Genomic DNA, 20,289 nt, shown 5'->3' with positions numbered 1-20,289 from the left:
GGCTCTGAAAAAACCCCTAAGAAGTTCAGGGGTTTGTGTGAATGTTCCGCTTTCGCAAAAGCGGACTTATTTTCTATATGGTGCAATTAAACGATTCCTTGAGCCAGCATCGCATCTGCCACTTTTACAAAACCTGCGATATTCGCACCTTTCACATAATCCGTATAACCAGTTTCATCTTTTCCGTATTTCACGCAAGCCTCATGAATATCATTCATAATACTGTGCAATCTGTTATCCACTTCCTGCGAGGTCCAGCTGTAACGCAACGAGTTCTGGGACATCTCTAATCCAGAAGTTGCCACACCACCCGCATTGCTGGCTTTTCCAGGAGCAAATAAAGTTTTGTTCTTCTGAAAACATTCAATCGCCTCTGGGGTACTGGGCATGTTAGCACCTTCTGCAACGCAAATGCAACCATTATCGATCAAAGTTTGAGCTTCTTCTCCATTAAGTTCATTTTGAGTGGCACATGGCAAGGCGATATCACACTTGATTCCCCACGGACGCTCTCCTTGATGGAAACTGGCGTCAGGATACTGGTCTACATATTCTTTAATGCGACCACGTTTTTCATTTTTAAGAAACATCACGTGCGCTAGTTTGTCTGCATCGATTCCTGCCTTATCATGGATAAAACCATCAGAATCAGAAAAGGTAACCACCTTACCACCCATCTCGATGATTTTTTCTGCTGCATATTGAGCCACATTACCGGATCCTGAAATTACCACTGTTTTACCTGCTATTTTCTCATTGCGAGTGTTCAGCATATTTTCAGCAAAATATACATTCCCATAACCGGTAGCTTCAGGACGTATTAATGAGCCCCCATACGATCTTCCTTTACCCGTTAGTATACCGGTGAATTCATTACGTATCTTTTTATACTGACCGAACATATAACCTATCTCTCTTCCTCCTACACCTATATCGCCAGCTGGCACATCTGTATCAGCTCCTATAAGTCTTTGTAATTCTGTCATAAAAGCCTGGCAGAATCGCATGACCTCGCGATCAGACTTTCCTCTAGGATTAAAATCAGAACCTCCTTTACCACCGCCCATAGGCAATGTGGTTAGGCTGTTTTTAAAAGTTTGCTCAAAAGCTAGGAACTTAAGAATGCTCAGGTTTACTGTGGGATGAAACCTTAAACCGCCCTTATACGGCCCTATCGCACTATTCATTTGAATGCGGTATCCTCTGTTTACTTGAACTTCATTATCATCATCTGTCCATGCAACGCGGAACATGGTAACGCGTTCTGGTTCTGACATACGTTCCAGTAACTTATCGACACCATATTGTTGGTTGTCTTCGATAAAAGGAATTACTACTTCTGCTACTTCTGTAACTGCTTGTATAAATTCTGGTTCATTCGGGTTTCTACTTTTGATCAGATCTACAAAATCCTGGATGTTCTTTTTCATTTTGCGGTAATTGGTTTTACTAAAGTTGGTTGGAGTCACAAATATAAAGGTCAGGCATTTAGATCAAATGAATTTTATAATATATTACTGGTGATCAATTTGTCGAGTTTAGAGCGCATAAGGAACGCACGCATTTAACCGACACTAAAAGATCGATTCGCTCGTTCTAATTTAAAGATGGAGGCTATTTGATTATATTTGGCACTACTTCTTAAGATTATTGAATGAAAACTAGACTTCAACTAGTTCTATTACTACTAATATCGATCTCTTGCGGACTCACATCTCAGGCGCAATTCGGTTTTTCTCATGAAATAGGTGTTATTGCTGGACCCGTTGCTTTTCAAAGTGACTATGGGGAACGTAACGACTTTGACACGAACAAAGGAAACGTGGGTAAAGGTATAGGAATCATCCATTACATAAACTTTGCCTACAGAGCAGACTGCAACTGCTACAGTCGTAATACCTACTGGAACGATCACTTTAAGATCCGGTCACAGCTTACATATCATGTCACAAACTTAGACCACTTAAGTCCCCTAGCAGATAAAAATAGTATAGGTGGATTGCAGCTGCGGTCCATGGAAGGAAAGGCAAAAGTCATAGAACTGGGAGCACATCTAGAATATTATCCATTAAGTATTCGTGATTTTCAAAACGGCGGTACGCCCTTTGCTCCTTATATAGCATTAGGCGCTCATTACGTCAATTATAAACCAGAAGCACAAAGCTCACTAGGACCACTGGGTGATAGCACCACGACATTTCCCACGTTTATAGATCGCATCGACACAGATAGAGGCAGTACCGTTGCTTATGTAGCAGACATTGGCGTTCGCTATAAATTAACGCAGTTGAGTGATGTATTGATTTCCTCAGCATGGCATTATTATGATGGAAATTATGTGGATGGACTGAGTCCCAACAATGTTAGTAATAGAAATAACGACTGGATATGGTGGCTCAACGTTGGTTTCATCTATTATCTCTAGAACGCTAGTTCTTAAGTAATCCCGTCCTATTCCTGTTTAATCGCTTTCGCGAAAGCGAAAAATTTCCAGCTTTCTTACTTCCTATTAAAAGCTCTGTTAGTAAAACGGAGGATTGCTTAATTTAAAGCCTGTTTCAAGTCATCAATCAAATCTTCTACATCTTCAATCCCGACAGAAAGACGGATGAGGGAATCTACAATTCCAGTCTTTTCTCGATCTTTTTTAGGTATGCTGGCGTGCGTCATGCTGGCTGGATGCCCTGCAAGGGATTCCACACCTCCCAGACTTTCTGCCAAGGTAAATACCTTTAAGTTTTCTACTATTTTGAAGGCACTTTCAAGCGTTCCTTTTTTAGTTGTAAAAGATACCATCCCTCCATAATCCTTCATTTGCTTTGTAGCTATGTCGTGGTTGGGGTGATCTTCAAATCCGGGCCAATATACTTGATCAACATTAGGGTTTGATTTTAGATAATGTGCAACCGCTTTTCCATTTTCACAATGTCTTTGTATTCTTACATGCAGGGTTTTGATTCCTCGTAAAACAAGAAAACAATCCTGCGGACCTGGAACAGCGCCGCTGGCATTTTGAATAAAAAATAGCTGGTCTGCTAGGTCTTTATTATTAACCACCAGAGAGCCCATAATCACATCACTATGACCGCCCAGGTATTTTGTTGCGCTGTGCATCACAATGTCAGCTCCCAAATCTAAAGGAGTTTGCAAATATGCCGTTGCAAAGGTATTATCGACAGCCAGCAACAGGTTGTGCTTTTTCGTTATTATAGCAGTTTCCTCTATATCGATGATATTCATCATCGGGTTTGTAGGAGTTTCAGTCCAGACTAGTTTTGTGTTCTCGTTGATATGCTTTTCAATGTGGGCAACATTATCCATTCCTACAAAATGAAATTTTATTCCAAACTTCTCAAAAATCGATGTAAACAATCTGTAAGAACCTCCATAAAGATCGCTGGTAGAAATCACCTCATCGCCAGGTTTCAATAACTTCAATACAGCATCTATGGCTGCCAGTCCTGAACCAAAAGCAATTCCGTAATTCCCATTTTCAATACTGGCGAGCGATTGCTCCAAGGCACTTCTTGTAGGATTACCACTACGGGCATAATCAAAACCTTTGTGCCCGTGCGGTGTGGATTGAGCGAAGGTAGTTGTCTGGTAAATAGGAGGCATGACACTATTATATGCTGGATCGATATTTTGCTGACCACCGTGGATGGTTTTAGTGTTGAATTTCATTTTATTGTTTTCCATATAACAAGATAATTGCTGACATTAAGTGGTTAATAATGGTTCACTTTATTTCTAGACTCAACTATACTTTTAAAGCCCTTTTCAACGCCATCGCATAGCCTAAGTGAATGCCTTCATGAATATTCACAAGGTTGATCGCATCATCTATATTTTTTAAAGCATATCCAGTGCTGGTAGTATATTCTTTGAATCCTTCAAACTTCTCTGCTCGATAATCCCGGATGGTATCTTCTAGCAATGGTTTGAGTTGTTTTTTGAAATTTTCTATCTCTTCACGATTAACATCTTGTTCTGGTTGAGTTCCATGCTTGAATTGAAGTACCGTTTCCTTAGGAATTAAAAGATCCAGGTCAGATAAACCATAAGTTAATCCTTGCTGGGTAACCATGCAATGAACGATATTCCAAATAATATTATTAGAAAACCCTACCGGAATCTGGTTCAGTTCTTCAACACTTAAATCGTTTATCAGCTCGATGAAGAATTCACGTGTTCTTAAATTATGTTCAAACCTGATGTCCATTGATTTCGTTTTTATAAAGGTATCATTAAAGGTTGTGCTGTCGTAGCTTTGCGATATGGAAAATCTATTCATTTATTTAGAGAGCTGCACTACTTGCCAGCGCATATTGAAGGAGCTTTCTCTTCCAGACAGCGTTCGTCTACAAAATACAAAAGAACACCCAGTAAGTCTTGAGCAAGTGGAGTTTTTGAAAGAACAAAGCGGTTCTTATGAATCTCTTTTCAACCGCCGTGCGCAACTTTATAGGAGTAGAAATCTACACGAAAAAGAACTCTCTGAAAATGACTATAAGGAGTTGTTATTAGAGCATTACACATTTCTTAAAAGGCCCGTTTTAATATTCAATGGAACAGCATATATAGGGAACTCTAAGAAAGTTGTAGCCGCAGCTCAAACTGCTGTAGCAAATGACTAAACGGCAAGTAGCACTCGTTTGTGCAACGCTAGTCGCATTGTTCTATGCGATTAATTTCTCATCAGCAAAAGAAGTGACGCCAGAACACGTGGGGCCATTTGGTCTGACCTGGTACCGGGTCATTTTTACGTGTGCTATATTTTGGATTATTTCCTTATTTGTAGGACCTAAAGAAAAAGTTCCACTTAAAGAAATGCCTTTAATTGCCCTGGCTGCATTTTGCGGTGTAGGCTTCAACATGATTACATTTATGTGGGGCTTGTCATTGACCACACCTATTAGCGCTTCCGTTTTAATGGTCACCACTCCCATCATTGTGGTAATTCTAAGTGCTATATTCTTGAAAGAACATTTGACCATCATTAAAGTTGCGGGTGTTGCATTAGGCTTTGTGGGTGCCGCACTTTTGATATTTTTATCTACAGCTCCTAATAAAATAGGAGCAGATCCCACTACTGGGAACGTGCTCGTATTTTTAAATTGTATTTCCTATGCGATTTACATTCTTCTGGCAAAAAAGCTCACTAAAAAGTATAACGTATTTACACTTATGAAATGGTTGTATTTATTTGGAGTCATTTACATCACGCCATTTGGGATTCAAGAAGGACTTGCATTTGAAGCAGGTGATGCTACTGCACATGTTTTGTGGAATATCGCTTACGTGGTTTTATTCGCCACATTTGGAACTTACATGCTTAATATTATTGCCATACGAACCTTAAGACCTAGTGTGGTAGCGGTATTTGTATATCTGCAACCCCTGCTTGCGGCTTTAATCGCGGTAGGTCTAGGAACAGATTACATGACCTGGACAAAAGCAGGTGCTGGACTTTTAATTTTTACGGGTGTTTACTTGACAGGATCAAAATCACAGAAACTCTTATTCGTATCTAAAAATTAGGTTTTGCTATGGCTTGTGTTTGAACCGCCCATTCAACCGCACTTGGTAAATCTTCAAAAAGATCAAAGTTACAAGGAACAAACCTTTTCTCTAATTCTGCACCCTTAAGAGCCATTGGCCGATCGTCAACAATCGCAAACCCTACCATAAACGAACTCATAAATTCAAACTCCAGCCACTCTATTAGCTTGACCGAAAAGGAATGGCAACGATTACAGATGTAAACAAAATGGTTTTGGCGCTTGATCCCATCGTAGAAATCCATCAGATAGGTAAACGTGTCTATGAATTCTGCACTACCGAAAATAATTCCTTCCTTGACCTCAGATACTACATAGGATTCAAAAAGATAAATATCCCCATAAGGACGTTCAATTTTTTGAATGACCTGGTTTGAAAAAACAGTTTCAGTTACAGTACATAATTGCATCAAGAAATATCTCCGATTATTACGATGCAAATATAATTAACATTTGTTAATCGTATAGCGAAAATGCAAGTAATTAGTTAGTTGTCAGACTAAAAACTTCGAGTATTTGTAACTATTTATAAATCAGAGTCTAATGTCCTAAATTATTATTTATTGCTAAAAACATCTTTAAAAAGAATCGATCAAATTGAATCATTGAAAAAAAATCGTCTCTGAATATTATGGCAGTAATCCACAAATTTGACACGTTTTCTTATGATCATCTAGGCGAATTACTATCACTTTTTGAAAATAATTAATTGATTCACCTTTGAATTAAACACCGTAAAATTTAAATGATCAAAACATTTTTCAATCAAAAAATTAAGTTTCACGTTTTCAAGGATGATTACCAATACTTCAATAACATATCTATTTTAAAAGATTTTATGAATACCGCCGCTACTTTTTTACTACATGAGATTATTAACCCTTTCGCTGTGTTTAGTCGAAAACAAAAGTAATATTGGGCCTTATCTTAAAAGAAATCTCAATATTTACCTTAAAGAAATATCACTGCTAATTTGTTAATGATGAAAACTTATCATTCGCTTTCTAAACTATCGTTTCTTAAGAAATACTCTTATAAATTTCTATTTATAGCTTTTCTCGGAATCCACATTCCTTTATTGGGTCTTGTTTTTTATGCCCTATTTGCAACTGAAATATCTACATCAACTTTTATTTTGATAACCTTAGGATTAACCCTAGGTGCTACAGCTTTAACTTTAAAAATTCTCGACTCTCTATTAAAACCCATTATTCTAGGTAAAATAGCATTGAAAAATTACGTGGAGCAAAACATCGTTCCTAATTTACCGCACGAGTATTCTGATGAAGTGGGTGAAATGCTTAAAAATATCCAATTCACGATACTACGTTTAGATGAAATAAATAAGGAGAAAGAAGAAGTAACTGAATTGATTTCTCACGATCTGAGAACACCGATAGCACAAACTCTTCAAATCATCGGATTTTTAAAAGAGAATGGTGAACGTCTTCAAGAGCGGCAGTCAAACCTAGACCTATTGGAAGAGATAGCTTCAAAACAACTTAAGTTTCTAGAAGACATGTTAAGAATATTGAAGACTAAACAGATTGAAATAGGCGTGAAAAGTTTCGAAGCCTTATCAGCTGCAGCTCTTATCAACGAAGTTATTGATAATAACAAAACGGCTTTGAACCAGAAAGGAGTTAAAGCTATAAATACGTTGTCTGAATCGACTATGATGTATGGTCATCAAATAGGTTTAAAACAGATTTTTGATATTCTATTAAGTAATGCCATCAAGTTTTCCCAAGAGAGTGGCGAGATTTACTTTAAAGAAAAAACCAGCAATCAATTTTTAGAAATAACTGTAGAAGATAGCGGTGTTGGATTTGATGAATCCATTGAAAAGGTATTATTTAAGAAATTCGTTCCAGGTCATTTGGGAACTAATGGAGAACTTAGTACTGGACTTGGTCTGTATTTAGCAAAACGCATTGTTGAAAAACACAATGGCTTGCTAGAACCTTTTAGTGATGGAAAAGGCAAAGGGGCTAGTTTTAAAGTTTCGATACCTCTTGAAATTCAAATAGATACTTCCCAATAACGTGTGGTATTCCAAACAGAATCCCTCGCAATTATTTTGACTTTTAATCCAGATATAAGACCGCAGGTAATTTCTTTTCCCACTACATAATTTAAACAGCAGTCCTATCTAATGGTACCTCACCGTGCGCCCTCGTCTCCTTTAAATGTATTTCTTTAAATTCATCAGCTTTAGAAAAACTCTCGATCTTGCTCAATAAATCTGAATGTAAGGCCGTAATTTTTCGCTCCTTAAGATTCATCCAGGCTCCCATCATTAAACCACGGGCAACATTTTTACCCTTATGGTCATAAAAATTATGGCGGAAACTGAACAGGCTACCATCTGCACTCAATCCTGTCAATTCACAAGTGACAGTGATAGGTTTTCCTTGATGGATTTCTCTGAAATAGTAGATGTTTTCGGTAAAAATTACCGGTCCTGTTTGATAGGTTTCCATCTCTTTATGCCCAAAACCATTATCAATCAAATACGCCATTCTCGTGTGACTCATAAAATTCTGATACGCACTGTTTGCCATGTGTCTATTAGCATCTAAATCACTCCACCGCACATCAAAATCTTTCGAATACATAGTTCTTTTTTTGCAAATATAAAGAGGAATATCAGGCAATGTAAATACTTTATGACGGACTTAATAATGCGTTGCAAGCAGCTTTCTTGTTCGCTTTCGCGAAAGCGATACAATACCACTTACTGCAATAATAGAGAAGTTTATTTTTCAAGATAAAATTAATACAACTAACTGAAAAGAAAGTGCTACTCTGTAACCTGATTTGTTTTCTGTGCCATTTCCACCTCTGGAGCCTTATGCAATTTCTGCATAGCTTTCCACAGGAAAAAAGCGGTGATAATAGTACTTGCAACATCTGCAATAGGGAAACTCATCCAGACGCCATCAATCCCGTAAATATTTTTCATCACCAGAATCAACGGAATTAATATAATTCCTGTGCGCAACAAGGTTAGTATCAATGCAGGTAAAGCTCGACCAATGGCTTGATAATAAGCCGCACCTATCAACTGAATCGCAATAATAGGAACCGCAAAAAACACAATCCGTATCGCCACCGTGGTTTGCTCAATAACCACTTCATTATCAATAAACACTCCGGCGATATCTGCCGCAAAAACGTAAAGCAAGATAAAAATTACCACTCCTAAAATACAAGCGTATTTAATGGAAACGAAAATAACCTCTCGCACTCTTTTCCATTGTTGGGCTCCATAATTATAACCTGCAATAGGAAGAAATCCTTGCGTAATTCCCATCACCGGAAAAATGGCAAACATCATCAACCTACCAATTATCCCAAAAACCGAAACGCTTTCCTCACCACCCAATTCAAACAGAATATTATTTAAGATTAAGTATAAAATACTCACGGTCGCCTGTCTCCCCAAAGTAACAAAACCCAGCGCGCCTATTTCTTTCAAGATGAGCCAGTCGGGTAATAACTGACGCAATGACGGCATCAACTCGCTGCGACCGGACAGAAAAAACCAAGCCACATACATAAAACACAAACCATAACTTATGGTAGTGGCCCAGGCTGCGCCTGCCATTCCCATATCCATTTGATTTATTAAAATATAATCCAGAACCAGATTCCCCACGGACGGAATCAACATGGCGACCATTGCGTGTCTGGGAGACCCTTCTGCCCTGATCACATTATTCCCCATCATACACAAGGCGAGGACGGGAACACCGTAAAGAACGATGCGATAATAGATTTTAGCAGGTTCAAAAATATCGCCTTTTCCACCAAATGCGGGAACGAGACTATTGATGTAAACCAATCCTAATATGACCAGAACCACCGTTATTACAACGGTGAGCGATACCTGGTTCCCAAAAGTGCGCTTTGCCTTTGCGTGATCATTTGCTCCCAGTGCTCGAGAAATGATACTAGCACCTCCTATACCGATCGCCATTCCTAAAGCCGCGATAAAAAAAGAAATCGGCAACACTACATTGATCGCCGCAATCGCAATGGAACCTATCCAGTTTCCTACAAAAATAGTATCGACCAGAATATTGAGCGACATCACAAGAATCCCTATTGAGGCGGGAACGGCCTGTTCAATAAGTAAACTGGGAATAGACTTTGTACCTAAAGAAGCACTTTTATTAGAGGAAATAACTGGATCAGATTTATTTTCCAACGATTTGTTACGATCTGATGGAATAATGGATTTGGACAAAAAAGTAATTTTGCACAAAGCTAGTTAAGAAACAACCTTATTAGGATTAACTATTCTTTAAAATTTGGGATGATTAAAAATCAATATCTTCAAAACAAAAACATGAAAAACAAGACGCAACTTCAGGGTCTGGATATTAGTTATGAATATCAAGACAAGGAATATGTAGGCTATCTTTCCCTACCTAACGATAAAGTCGCTCCTAAACCTGGCGTAATGTTATGCCCAGAATTTTGGGGGATCACAGGCTATATAAAATGGCGCGCAGATGAATATGCGGCACTGGGTTATGCTGCCATGGTCGTTGATTTTTACGGCGCGGGAGAAGTAGCTACAACAGCGGAACATGCAACAGAGTTATCAACCGCAGTAAAAAATGATCCAGAAACGGCCAAAGGAATTTTCCTTGCTGCACTCGATGCTTTCCATAGGGAATCTATCGTCGATGCCTCAAGAACCGCGGCCGTGGGATACTGCTTTGGTGGTGCGATGACATTAAGCATGGCAAATGCTGGGATTCCGTTGAAAGCGGTTATGGCATTCCACTCTCAGGTGGCACTGCCCATTATGCCTAATGATAAACTGACGGCAAGAGTTGTTGTGGCAAACGGCGCTGACGATCCTTTTGTAAGCGATGAAAGCGTGGAAACCTGGACGAATGCCATGGATGAACTGGATGTCTATTATGAATACATAACTTATCCCGGCGTGACTCATGCCTACACTAATAAGAACGCTGACGCAAAAGCAAAAGAATTCGATCTCCCGTTAGACTATAATGAAGAAGCCGATAAAGATTCCTGGAACCGGGTACAAGATTTACTCGCCGAAGTTTTCTCTGCAGACGAAGAGGAATAGAAAAAGCTGTCAGAGCAAATAAATTGAAATCTCAAATACTGTGAAGAAATTTCAGAAACAAAAAAACATCCGCCAGTTGGCGGATGTTTTGCTTTATTATTTATCTATTTTGATGGCGATATCTTAAAATGCCAATTGTTTAAAAGAAATCAAACCTAGACTGCGGCCGGTTCACTCATTGCCCATTCATCAACCCAGCGACTTAAGACTTTTACCCAGTCCTCGCGTGTATTTAAACATGGGATAACATGAAGCTCCTTTCCTCCTACTTCATGAAAGATCTCCTCGCCTTCCATGGCAATTTCTTCTAGGGTTTCTAAACAGTCACTAACAAAAGCTGGTGTGGCAATCGCGAGTTTTTTAGTACCGCCCAGCCCCATGCGCTCTATCGTACGATCTGTGTAGGGCGTCAACCATGGATCAAACCCTAGTCTGGATTGAAACGAGGTTGAAAACGTACCATCTTCCAATTCCAGATACTCACCTACAAGACGAGTAACTTCTTTACACTGGTGACTGTAACAAAACTGGTGCGCCGGTGATGGAGTCTCGCAACATTTACCGTCCATTTTACAATGACCATTGGTAATATCACTTTTTCTTATGTGCCTTTTAGGAATACCGTGATAAGAGAATAACAAATGCTCATAATCTTTACCTTCCAGAGATTCTCTGATGGATTCAGATAGAACCCTGATATAATCTGGATGGTTATAAAAAGGAGGCATTTGGGTAAAGTTCATGTGCGGGAATTTCTCCTTCCGCAATTCATCGGCTTTTACCACAATAGTTTCAGTGGTCGCCATCGCAAACTGTGGATATAGCGGTACTAATAAAACCTCAGTAACTCCCTTATCATTCAATTCCTGCATTCCTTTTTCTATGGTCATAGAACCGTAACGCATCGCAAGTGCGATGGGAACACTTGTGAACTCATCAATCTTCTCCTGCAATCGTTCTGACAGTACAATCAACGGACTTCCTTCATCCCACCATATCTTTTGATACGCCTCCGCACTTTTTTTAGGTCGGGTGTTGAGTACGATTCCTTTTACCAGAATTGCCCGTAATATATAAGGAAGATCAATCACACGCTCGTCCATTAAAAATTCATCCAAATATGTTTTGACATCTTTGGGCTGTGGTGTTTCTGGCGAACCTAGATTTACAAGAAGAACTCCTTTTTTCATGGGCAAAATTTTAAACAAAAATAGTGGTTTTATAGTCGGCATAAAGGGAGGTTCATTACCTCTGCTAAGTTTAAACCTAGGCTGAATTATAAATTTAATAGGGTTTGTTGGTATTTCGCTTCCGCGAAAATGAGCGGATCATAATATTTTCACTTCTGCTGAACCCGTTGTCCTGAGGATGTTCCCGCAAAAAGGGAGAATTCTATTGGAACTATTTAAAAATATAGATATTAATTAGCTTGATAGTAATTGTTAGCTCATCGGCTGGAAACAGGCGAAGATTATATTGAATTCGCCGTGAACGACAACGCAATCAGGAGTGGTTGTTGTTGCAATGAACTTCCAGTTAAGTTCCTAAAATGGATCAATATCTATGGAACTTCAACCTATCCGTCTCCCTAAATGGCTGTGCCATTTAGGAATCCACCTTTCCTATTTCTAGGAAAGGAGCTTTTGGTATCCCGTTCATTTAAAAATTGGCAATCAGCAATCAAGTTTTGCAACTGCAAAAGAAAAATCGCCGATTTTTCAATTTAGGATTTCAAAACTTTGAAATTTGCAAGTCAGCGCTTTTCCGAGTGATTGAAGTTGCAATGAACTTCGAGTCAAATTCCTAAAACGGATCAATCTCTATGGAACTTCAACCTATCCGTCTTCCTATATGGCTGTGCCATTTTAGGAATCCACCTTTCCTATTTCTAGGAAAGGAGCTTTTAGTACTCCGTACTTTAAAAATAGTAGTAAGCAATTTAGATTTGCTGAACAAATCTGAGAGTGATATTGTTTTAATTTGAAAATTGAATGCTCCCACAAAAAGGTCATTTGTCTTAGGTCATGAGAGTTCCCGCAGGGAACGCGAGTTATCTTATGTCCGTTTTTTTTTGATTTTAATTTTGATTTTGATTTTTAAATATGCGTTTGTAAATAGTTAAGTACTTTTATAAAAATCTAAAAATCATGGCCGTAAGAAAATGTCCTGAGTGTGGCGACGAGGTTCGAGGTCGTGCAGACAAGCGTTTTTGTAGCGATGATTGCCGCAATGTGGCAAATAATAAATTGAACCGTGATAGCAGCGCGCTCATGCGCAACATCAATAATCGCCTGCGTAAAAACTGGCGTGTTCTCAATGAATTGAATCCATCGGGAAAGTTTACAACTACCAGAAACAGATTGCTTTCTAAAGGTTTTGATTTTACTCTTTTTACCAGCATCTACACCACAAAAAAAGGAGCGATCTACTACTTCATCTACGATCAAGGTTATTTGAGTATGGAAGACGACAAATTCCTGATTGTAAAGCGCGATACCTAAAACCAACTTATGAGACCTAAATCACATGTAACATCTGCGTTATCCTTTCTTATTTTGATGGGTTTGATTTGGTATGCATTTTCGAGTCAGACTCCTAGTAGCGCTGTTAAAAATGATGTACCTGCAAATGAATGGTCCACCGCTAGAGCATTACAACATGTGAAAGCATTGTCTACCGCTCCGCATTATCTGGGTAGCGCTGGACATGAAGACAACCGCAATTACATAAAGCGCACCCTAGATAAAATGGGGCTGAAAACAGAAACCCAAACCGGTTTTGATATCGATGCCAGCGGGAATCTTTCAAGACCCGTGAATATCATGGCGCGTATTGAAGGTACTGCAAATACAAACGACGCCATCGTTCTCATGAGTCATTACGACAGCGACCCGCACTCTGCCATGGGAGCTAGTGATGCCGCCTCAGGAATCGCCACTATTATAGAAGGAATTCGTGCATATTTGACAGATCATCAACCTAAAAATGATGTCATAATTCTTATTACTGACGGTGAAGAACTAGGCTTGAACGGCGCTAATCTATTTGTAACCCAGCACCGCTGGGCATCTGATGTAAAAATGGTGCTCAACTTTGAAGCACGCGGTAGTGGTGGACCCAGTTATATGCTGGTGGAAACAAACGGCGGGAATCGCAACATTATCAATGCTTTCAAAAAAGCAAATGTGGATTATCCGGTAGCCAATTCCCTAGCTTACAGCATTTACAAAAAACTGCCAAACGATACGGATTTGACCATTTTTCGGGAAAAAGCTTCTATTAACGGACTCAATTTTGCTTTTATCGGTGATCACATTGATTATCACACTCAGCTGGATACCTATGAAAATCTGGATCGCAATACCCTAGCCCACCAAGGCAGTTATTTAATGCCTCTACTCGCTTATCTGGCAGATGCGGATTTGAGCAATGGACTCAAAATTGAGCAGGGAATGGATGATATTTATTTCCCTTTGCCCATAATAAAAATGGTCAGCTATCCATTTTCATGGATGCCGTTGTTAATTATTCTCAGCGGTATTTTGCTCGTCGTTCTGATCATTTATGGCGTACGCAAAAACCGGATTTCAATCCCGCAATCATTTATAGGTTTCCTACCATTATTGGGGAGTTTAATTTTAGGATTTCTGGTGCCTAATTATACGTGGAAGGCGCTTCAAACCACCAACTTTTACATTGAGCAATCGGCTGTTTTTCCTGCTACGGGTTATTTGTGGGTAGGAGCTGCCGCGTTTTTTGGGATTGCGGTTTCATTCTTTTTATACCATCTGTTTTTCAGGAAAGATCGTGTGACCAGTCATCTTGTGGCGCCACTCATTCTGCTTTGGATCATTTGTCTTTTAGTAGCTTTTCCAGTAGGTGATTCGGGATTAATACCGGCAGCATATTTGCCGGGAGCAGGTTTTTTCATCGTTCCGCTTTTTGCAGGTCTGGTTATGTTGTGGCTGCATATATTTAGAAAACGTCCCAGTTACATCGTGATCTTGCTGTTTTCAGTGCCCGCCATATTTATTTTTGCGCCATTTGTCACGGCATTTCCAGTGGCGCTGGGCATGGGGATTTTGTTTGTCGCAGCTATTTTGAGTTCGCTATTGTTCAGTCTGTTGCTACCCATTTTGGGACATTACCGCAGAAAAGATGTGCTGGGGATAATCTCGTTGATTATTTGTTGGGTTTTTGTTTTTTCCGCTTTCGCGAAAGCGGAATTCTCTCCAACCCAACCACAAAAGACCAGCTTAGTCTACCTCTCAGATGCTGACTCACAAACGGCAAACTGGGCAACCTATGACCAAAATTTGAGCGACTGGACAAAAGAAAAAATAGGCCAAAATCCAACCCTAGCAAAAGAATTAAATTCTAATACCATCGATTCAAAATATGCCGGTGCCTTCACTTATGTAACGCCAGCAAAATATGTCGAGTTGCCAGAAATTAACCATGAAATTACCGTCGATACGATCATTGAAGGAAAACGCCGCATTAAAATGATTGTGAGTAGTGAGCGAAAAGTGGAACGCTGGGAAGTATTTTGCGATCTAAAATTTCAATTTACAAACGCCAAAATCAATGGCGCTACGGTTCCCGTGAACAATGACGGAATTCCGTTTGCAAAACGTCGCGGCAATCGCATGATTAGCTATTATGTTTCTAACAATGCGCCGCTCGTGATGGAGTTGACTTTTGATGCACAAATAGCCCTAGAATTCGAGGTTTATGCTGCTAGTTTCGACTTATTGAAGCAACCAGGATTTGATGTGAGTGCCCGTTCAGAAAACACAATGCCTATGCCGTTTGTGCTAAACGATGCGATCGTCATCAAGAAAAATATCACCACAGAATCAGAGGAAAATGAGTAAAACGATAGGAATTATGGGATGTGGCTGGCTGGGAAAACCGCTGGCAGTTTCTCTTATTGAAAAGGGAGCAAAAGTTAAAGGAACTACCACCAGAATAGAAAAACTAGATGATTTACGGGATGCAGGAATTGATCCTTATATGGTGGATTTACAGGAAACTTTCATCGATGGTGGAATTGATGATTTTCTGGAAGGGTTAGGTATAATCGTAATCAACATTCCGCCAGGGTTGCGGGCAAATCCGGAGAGTGATTATGCCGGGCGTATCCAATTACTCGTCAAAAATTGCAATGCTCACGATAGCATCAAACAATTAATTTACATCTCTACCACAGCTGTATTTGAAGAGACAGCAGACATTCCCAATTACAACGAATCCAGCCCGGCAAATGCCACCGATAAAAAAGGCAAAAAACTCATTGCTGGCGAGCAAATGCTAAATCACGCCATGGCTAGCACCACCGTCATCCGTCCTGGCGGACTCATAGGCGGTGATCGACATCCCGTAAAATATCTCGCAGGAAAAAAGAACATTGCAAATCCAGACGCACCCATAAATTTAACGGATCGCGAATATTTAATTGATGTCATTGAAAAAGTGATTCATGGCGATATCCAGCAACCATTGCTCCATGCCATTAGTGAGAAGCACGAAACCAGAAGGTCTTATTACGATCAAAAAGCAGCAGAATTTAATCTAGAAGCACCGGAGTTTGATGAACGTAAGAATATGGGAAAGAGGATTGTTTCAGAGATATTATAAAATGTTGCTAATCAATGAAATATATCTTAGGTAATACGTACCTATAAATCAAATTGCTCGCTTCTAGAACACGTTTATTTGGTAATATCATGATATTATCATATCTCAAAATTCTCAAATGAAATAGCACATTTAAATTTTATCCATTCACACGACAGCCCTGATTCACCAGTTCTTAAAGGGTTTATCTACCAGATAAGAATTATAATACCTTATATCTCCAGTCACCTCATCACCTAACCAATCTAGTTTTTGAAACGAGTCGTTTTCATCTTTCAGTTCAATCTCAGCAATAATGAGCCCTTTGTTTTCTCCTTCAAAAACGTCCACTTCAAAGGTGTGCTCGCCTGCGGCGACCTCATATCTGGTTTTGTCGATAATGCCAGGAAGGCATAGTTTGAGGAGCGCTTCAGCTTCATTTAGGTCGATTTCCTTTTCCCACTCAAAACGGCTGGTGCCTGAGGTGTTGGAGATTCCTTTTATTGTCAGGAATGCTAGATTGCCTTTAATGCGCACCCGTACATTGCGCTCTGGATCGCTGCTTAAGTAACCTTGTACAATCTTTTTTCCTTTAATATTTTTCAGGAAGTCGGTACTCTTGACTAGGAATTTGCGTTCGATTTCTTGCATTAGACTTTCAAAATTGATATCCCACGGACAAATTAAAAACGTATTGTTTTGCCTCAGTGGTTATGGTTCCACGTCCGGCACCTCCTGGAAAATTTCGTTGGTTTAATCCTGTAAATGCTTTCGTAAAAGAATTATCATATTGAAGTCTTGCAAACACGTGTTGTGTGAAAAAGGCTTCTACTCCTACAACCCCAGAAAAAATAGGGTTTTGAGTTGATTCTTCTTTCTCTGTCAAGAAACTAAGTTGAGGGCCTAAAAAGATTCCGATTTTCTTCTCGTAGGTATATTGAAAAATCAACGGAATTTGAATGACGTTCCAATCTCTATCACCTGAATATTTAAGGTTTATCACATCGCCCTCAATGGTTTCATCTAGATTTTTAACTCCTTGTTCCGAATAGTTCGCACCCGTTCGCACAGAAAAACCAGAGTCGCTAAAATTATATTTCCCATATAAACCTGCGCTTAATCCTATTCTAGCATCGCCACTGGAAAACTCTGTTACATTTGCGCTATTCACACCTACATGGATTCCATAATCAAATTTTTTAGCATCAATGGACTGGTCTTGTGCGATAAGTATGTTTGTATTAATTAATATTATAATTAAAAGCACTTTATTGAATAATGATTTCATTTTTAATCTTGATTTTTAGCAATTACTTCTTAAATAAATTCTTCTCCCCAGCCTCATAACCTTCGTCAACTAGGTGATTTTTTTTATGCGTGGCGGCATAAACTGCCAGTTGATCGCAGCGTTCGTTTTGCGGGTGATCGTTGTGGCCTTTGATCCAGGTAAATTTTGCTGGTGCTTGATTGTAGGCCTTTATAAAACGTTTCCACAGATCGACATTCTTAACGTTTTTCCATTTGCGTTTGATCCAGCCATCGATCCATTTTTTATTGACCGCATCGCTCACATATTTACTGTCGGTGAAAACCGTGATCGGGATTTCTGGTCTTTTTATTTTTTCTAGAGCAACAATAACGGCAAGCAATTCCATACGATTATTGGTCGTCTTGCGATAGCCCTGGGCAAACTCCTTTTTAAAATTGCGTCCTATTTGTTCCATGACGATCCCGTAACCTCCTGGGCCTGGATTCCCACGCGAGCTGCCGTCTGTATATATATGTACTTCTTCTTTCACTGCAACAGTTTTTCAATGGTTATGGGAAAATATTGCTGTTCCAGATCGTGGATTTTACGGGCAACGTCAGCTGGAGTGTCTGAAGGAAGAATGTTGCAAACGGCCTGTTTGATGATCGCGCCTTCATCATAATTCTCATTGACATAATGGATGGTAATCCCGCTTTCTACCTCTTGATTTGCGACCACAGCATTGTGAACGTGACTGCCATACATGCCTTTCCCTCCGTATTTGGGAAGAAGTGCTGGATGGATATTTATAATTTTTTCAGAAAATTCTGTCACCATGAAATTGGGTATTTTCCATAAAAAGCCCGCGAGAATGATCAGGTCTGGATTGATTTGTTGCAGTATTTTGTGGATGGAGCCCGCTTCCGCGAAAGCAAACTTATTAAATACTAAACACTCCACCTGGGCCTTTTTGGCCCGTTCTAAAACACCTGCTAGTGGGTTGTTAGACAATATCAGAGAGACTTGAATCTGGTCAGAATTAGTGAAATGATCTAGTATCGCCTGAACGTTTGAACCACTGCCACTTGCAAAAAGTACGAGTTTCTTCATGGGTTAAATATAGGGATGAGGTTGGGAAGTGGTCTAAAAAAATGACAGATGATTGTCCACTTAAATCAAAGAACTGCTATTTTGTCCCAAAGTTTGTTATTTTTGCCATTCATTAAAATTAAAACAAGATTATTATGTCTGACATTGCATCAAGAGTTAAAGCGATTATCGTTGATAAACTAGGAGTAGACGAAAACGAGGTAGTAACTGAAGCGAGCTTCACAAACGACCTAGGCGCTGACTCACTTGACACCGTCGAGCTGATCATGGAATTCGAAAAAGAATTTGATATCCAGATCCCAGACGATCAAGCAGAAAACATTGCTACTGTAGGTCAAGCTGTTTCCTATATAGAAGAAGCAAAAGCTTAATTAAGAGTACATGGAATTGAAGCGAGTTGTTATAACTGGAATGGGTGCCCTTACTCCTATAGGCAATAACCTAGAGGAATATTGGGAGGCATTAAAGGCAGGTAAGAGCGGTTGCGCTCCTATCACGTATTTTGATACCGAACATTTCAAGACAAAATTCGCTTGTGAGATCAAAAACTTTAATGTTGAAGATTTCATGGACCGCAAGGAAGCAAGGCGCATGGACCGGTTTGCACAGTACGCTGTGGTTGCTGGTGATGAGGCTATTGCTGACTCTGGATTAGACACCGACTCTATTGATAGAAATAGGGTCGGAGTTATCTGGGGTGCTGGAATAGGCGGTCTAGAAACATTCCAAGAAGAGGTCAAGGCGTTTGCTGCCGGTAACGGTGTGCCGCGTTTTAATCCATTCTTCATCCCTAAAATGATTGCAGATATCGCTCCAGCCCACATTTCCATCAAGTATGGTTTTATGGGACCTAACTACACGACGGTTTCTGCTTGTGCTTCCAGTGCTAACGCTATGCTGGATGCTGTTAATTATATAAGGTTAGGTCATTGTGATGTAATAATTACAGGTGGTTCTGAAGCTGCTATCACGCAAGCTGGTATGGGTGGTTTTAATGCCATGCATGCTTTATCTACCCGCAATGAAAGTCCAGAAACTGCCAGTAGGCCATTCGATGCGACTAGAGATGGATTTGTACTGGGTGAAGGTGCTGGAGCTCTAGTTTTGGAAAGTTACGAATACGCAAAAGCACGCGGAGCAAAAATCTATGCCGAAGTCATCGGTGGTGGTTTCTCTAGCGACGCTTACCATATTACTGCACCTGACCCTGAAGGAAAAGGCGTTATGGCGGTAATGAAAAATACCTTAGAAAATGCCGGTATTAAAGCGGAGGATGTAGATCACATCAACACGCACGGTACTTCTACTCCATTAGGTGATGTGGCAGAACTGAAGGCTATTAAAGCTGTTTTTGGTGATCACGCTCCTAAGATTAGCATCAATTCTACAAAGTCAATGACAGGGCATCTATTAGGTGCAGCTGGAGCTATTGAGTCGATTGCCAGTGTTATGGCGATTAATCATGGGATTATTCCTCCTACCATTAATCACGTTACTGCTGATGAGAACATAGATCCTTCTTTACATCTAATCCTTAACCAGGCAGAAAAACGAGAGGTAAATGTTGCGCTTAGCAATACTTTCGGTTTCGGCGGTCATAACTGTTGTATCGCTTTTAGAAAGATCTAGGATCTGCAAAA

The 20,289-nt window shown here is 39.7% G+C and carries 21 protein-coding genes; 10 read left to right on the top strand and 11 right to left on the bottom strand.

The features are described 5' to 3' along the window. Positions 1 to 86 precede the first annotated feature (86 nt). Entirely contained in the window at positions 87 to 1,430 is a 1,344-nt protein-coding gene (gdhA, locus tag IQ282_RS10410) for an NADP-specific glutamate dehydrogenase (RefSeq protein ID WP_194851795.1), read from the bottom strand. A 224-nt stretch (positions 1,431 to 1,654) separates the two neighbouring features. On the opposite strand from gdhA, the gene IQ282_RS10405 reads away from it, so the two are divergent. Then, positions 1,655 to 2,425, top strand: a complete 771-nt coding sequence (locus tag IQ282_RS10405) for a THC0290_0291 family protein (RefSeq protein WP_194851794.1) — start codon at positions 1,655 to 1,657, stop codon at positions 2,423 to 2,425. Positions 2,426 to 2,541: 116 nt separating this feature from the next. Here IQ282_RS10405 and IQ282_RS10400 read toward each other — a convergent pair whose 3' ends face one another. Together IQ282_RS10400 and IQ282_RS10395 are read right to left on the bottom strand one after the other, a co-directional pair. Further along, a complete protein-coding gene (locus tag IQ282_RS10400) occupies positions 2,542 to 3,684 on the bottom strand; it encodes a trans-sulfuration enzyme family protein (protein WP_194851793.1) in 1,143 nt (380 codons plus the stop codon). Between the two features lie 76 nt (positions 3,685 to 3,760). Then, positions 3,761 to 4,222, bottom strand: a complete 462-nt coding sequence (locus tag IQ282_RS10395; RefSeq protein WP_194851792.1) for a DinB family protein — start codon at positions 4,220 to 4,222, stop codon at positions 3,761 to 3,763. A 55-nt stretch (positions 4,223 to 4,277) separates the two neighbouring features. On the opposite strand from IQ282_RS10395, the gene IQ282_RS10390 reads away from it, so the two are divergent. Together IQ282_RS10390 and IQ282_RS10385 are read left to right on the top strand one after the other, a co-directional pair. After that, on the top strand, positions 4,278 to 4,637 hold the full coding sequence (locus IQ282_RS10390; protein ID WP_194851791.1) for an arsenate reductase family protein: 360 nt from the start codon (positions 4,278 to 4,280) through the stop codon (positions 4,635 to 4,637). Then, positions 4,630 to 5,541: a DMT family transporter gene (locus IQ282_RS10385; RefSeq protein ID WP_194851790.1), complete on the top strand. Its 912-nt coding sequence runs from the start codon at positions 4,630 to 4,632 to the stop codon at positions 5,539 to 5,541. The genes IQ282_RS10390 and IQ282_RS10385 overlap by 8 nt, the downstream gene beginning before the upstream one ends. Here IQ282_RS10385 and IQ282_RS10380 read toward each other — a convergent pair. After that, entirely contained in the window at positions 5,531 to 5,971 is a 441-nt protein-coding gene (locus IQ282_RS10380; RefSeq protein WP_194851789.1) for a hypothetical protein, read from the bottom strand. The two genes, IQ282_RS10385 and IQ282_RS10380, sit on opposite strands and share 11 nt — an antisense overlap. Before the next feature lie 572 nt (positions 5,972 to 6,543). Here IQ282_RS10380 and IQ282_RS10375 point away from each other — a divergent pair. Beyond that, the gene (locus tag IQ282_RS10375; protein WP_194851788.1) at positions 6,544 to 7,605 is read left to right on the top strand and encodes a sensor histidine kinase; all 1,062 of its coding nucleotides are present in this window, start codon (positions 6,544 to 6,546) and stop codon (positions 7,603 to 7,605) included. A gap of 91 nt (positions 7,606 to 7,696) precedes the next feature. Here the strand turns inward: IQ282_RS10375 and IQ282_RS10370 are convergent, their stop codons facing one another. Both IQ282_RS10370 and IQ282_RS10365 read right to left on the bottom strand, forming a co-directional pair. After that, entirely contained in the window at positions 7,697 to 8,179 is a 483-nt protein-coding gene (locus IQ282_RS10370; protein ID WP_194851787.1) for an acyl-CoA thioesterase, read from the bottom strand. 185 nt (positions 8,180 to 8,364) lie between these two features. Further along, positions 8,365 to 9,750 (bottom strand): MATE family efflux transporter, encoded by a 1,386-nt coding sequence (locus tag IQ282_RS10365; RefSeq protein WP_194851949.1) that lies wholly within the window; start codon positions 9,748 to 9,750, stop codon positions 8,365 to 8,367. 165 nt (positions 9,751 to 9,915) lie between these two features. On the opposite strand from IQ282_RS10365, the gene IQ282_RS10360 reads away from it, so the two are divergent. Next, positions 9,916 to 10,671, top strand: coding sequence for a dienelactone hydrolase family protein (locus IQ282_RS10360; protein WP_194851786.1), 756 nt, complete (start codon positions 9,916 to 9,918; stop codon positions 10,669 to 10,671). A 155-nt stretch (positions 10,672 to 10,826) separates the two neighbouring features. Here the strand turns inward: IQ282_RS10360 and hemH are convergent, their stop codons facing one another. Then, on the bottom strand, positions 10,827 to 11,861 hold the full coding sequence (gene hemH, locus IQ282_RS10355; RefSeq protein ID WP_194851785.1) for a ferrochelatase: 1,035 nt from the start codon (positions 11,859 to 11,861) through the stop codon (positions 10,827 to 10,829). Positions 11,862 to 12,818: 957 nt separating this feature from the next. On the opposite strand from hemH, the gene IQ282_RS10350 reads away from it, so the two are divergent. The 3 genes from IQ282_RS10350 to IQ282_RS10340 are packed head-to-tail and all read left to right on the top strand — an operon-like array spanning position 12,819 to position 16,311. Further along, positions 12,819 to 13,172 carry a hypothetical protein gene (locus IQ282_RS10350; protein ID WP_194851784.1) on the top strand — a complete coding sequence of 118 codons (354 nt, stop codon included), beginning with the start codon at positions 12,819 to 12,821 and terminating at the stop codon, positions 13,170 to 13,172. Between the two features lie 9 nt (positions 13,173 to 13,181). Continuing rightward, entirely contained in the window at positions 13,182 to 15,548 is a 2,367-nt protein-coding gene (locus IQ282_RS10345; protein WP_194851783.1) for a M28 family peptidase, read from the top strand. After that, positions 15,541 to 16,311, top strand: a complete 771-nt coding sequence (locus IQ282_RS10340) for a sugar nucleotide-binding protein (protein ID WP_194851782.1) — start codon at positions 15,541 to 15,543, stop codon at positions 16,309 to 16,311. The genes IQ282_RS10345 and IQ282_RS10340 overlap by 8 nt, the downstream gene beginning before the upstream one ends. A 165-nt stretch (positions 16,312 to 16,476) precedes the next feature. On the opposite strand, the gene IQ282_RS10335 is transcribed toward IQ282_RS10340, so the two are convergent. The 4 genes from IQ282_RS10335 to purN are packed head-to-tail and all read right to left on the bottom strand — an operon-like array spanning position 16,477 to position 18,649. Continuing rightward, positions 16,477 to 16,941, bottom strand: coding sequence for a CYTH domain-containing protein (locus tag IQ282_RS10335; protein WP_194851781.1), 465 nt, complete (start codon positions 16,939 to 16,941; stop codon positions 16,477 to 16,479). A gap of 7 nt (positions 16,942 to 16,948) precedes the next feature. Beyond that, on the bottom strand, positions 16,949 to 17,578 hold the full coding sequence (locus tag IQ282_RS10330) for an outer membrane beta-barrel protein (protein ID WP_194851780.1): 630 nt from the start codon (positions 17,576 to 17,578) through the stop codon (positions 16,949 to 16,951). A gap of 22 nt (positions 17,579 to 17,600) precedes the next feature. Further along, a complete protein-coding gene (gene rnhA / locus IQ282_RS10325; RefSeq protein WP_194851779.1) occupies positions 17,601 to 18,089 on the bottom strand; it encodes a ribonuclease HI in 489 nt (162 codons plus the stop codon). Further along, positions 18,086 to 18,649 carry a phosphoribosylglycinamide formyltransferase gene (gene purN, locus IQ282_RS10320; protein ID WP_194851778.1) on the bottom strand — a complete coding sequence of 188 codons (564 nt, stop codon included), beginning with the start codon at positions 18,647 to 18,649 and terminating at the stop codon, positions 18,086 to 18,088. The genes rnhA and purN overlap by 4 nt, the downstream gene beginning before the upstream one ends. A 134-nt stretch (positions 18,650 to 18,783) precedes the next feature. On the opposite strand from purN, the gene IQ282_RS10315 reads away from it, so the two are divergent. Further along, positions 18,784 to 19,020, top strand: coding sequence for an acyl carrier protein (locus IQ282_RS10315; RefSeq protein ID WP_015361896.1), 237 nt, complete (start codon positions 18,784 to 18,786; stop codon positions 19,018 to 19,020). 10 nt (positions 19,021 to 19,030) lie between these two features. Next, positions 19,031 to 20,278, top strand: a complete 1,248-nt coding sequence (gene fabF / locus IQ282_RS10310; protein ID WP_194851777.1) for a beta-ketoacyl-ACP synthase II — start codon at positions 19,031 to 19,033, stop codon at positions 20,276 to 20,278. The last annotated feature ends 11 nt before the right edge of the window (positions 20,279 to 20,289 follow it).

The sequence above is a fragment of the Nonlabens antarcticus genome (assembly GCF_015356755.1).
Lineage (GTDB): Bacteria > Bacteroidota > Bacteroidia > Flavobacteriales > Flavobacteriaceae > Nonlabens > Nonlabens antarcticus.
The sequence above is the reverse complement of the archived record's forward strand: the minus strand, read 5'-3'. Positions and strand labels throughout refer to the sequence as shown.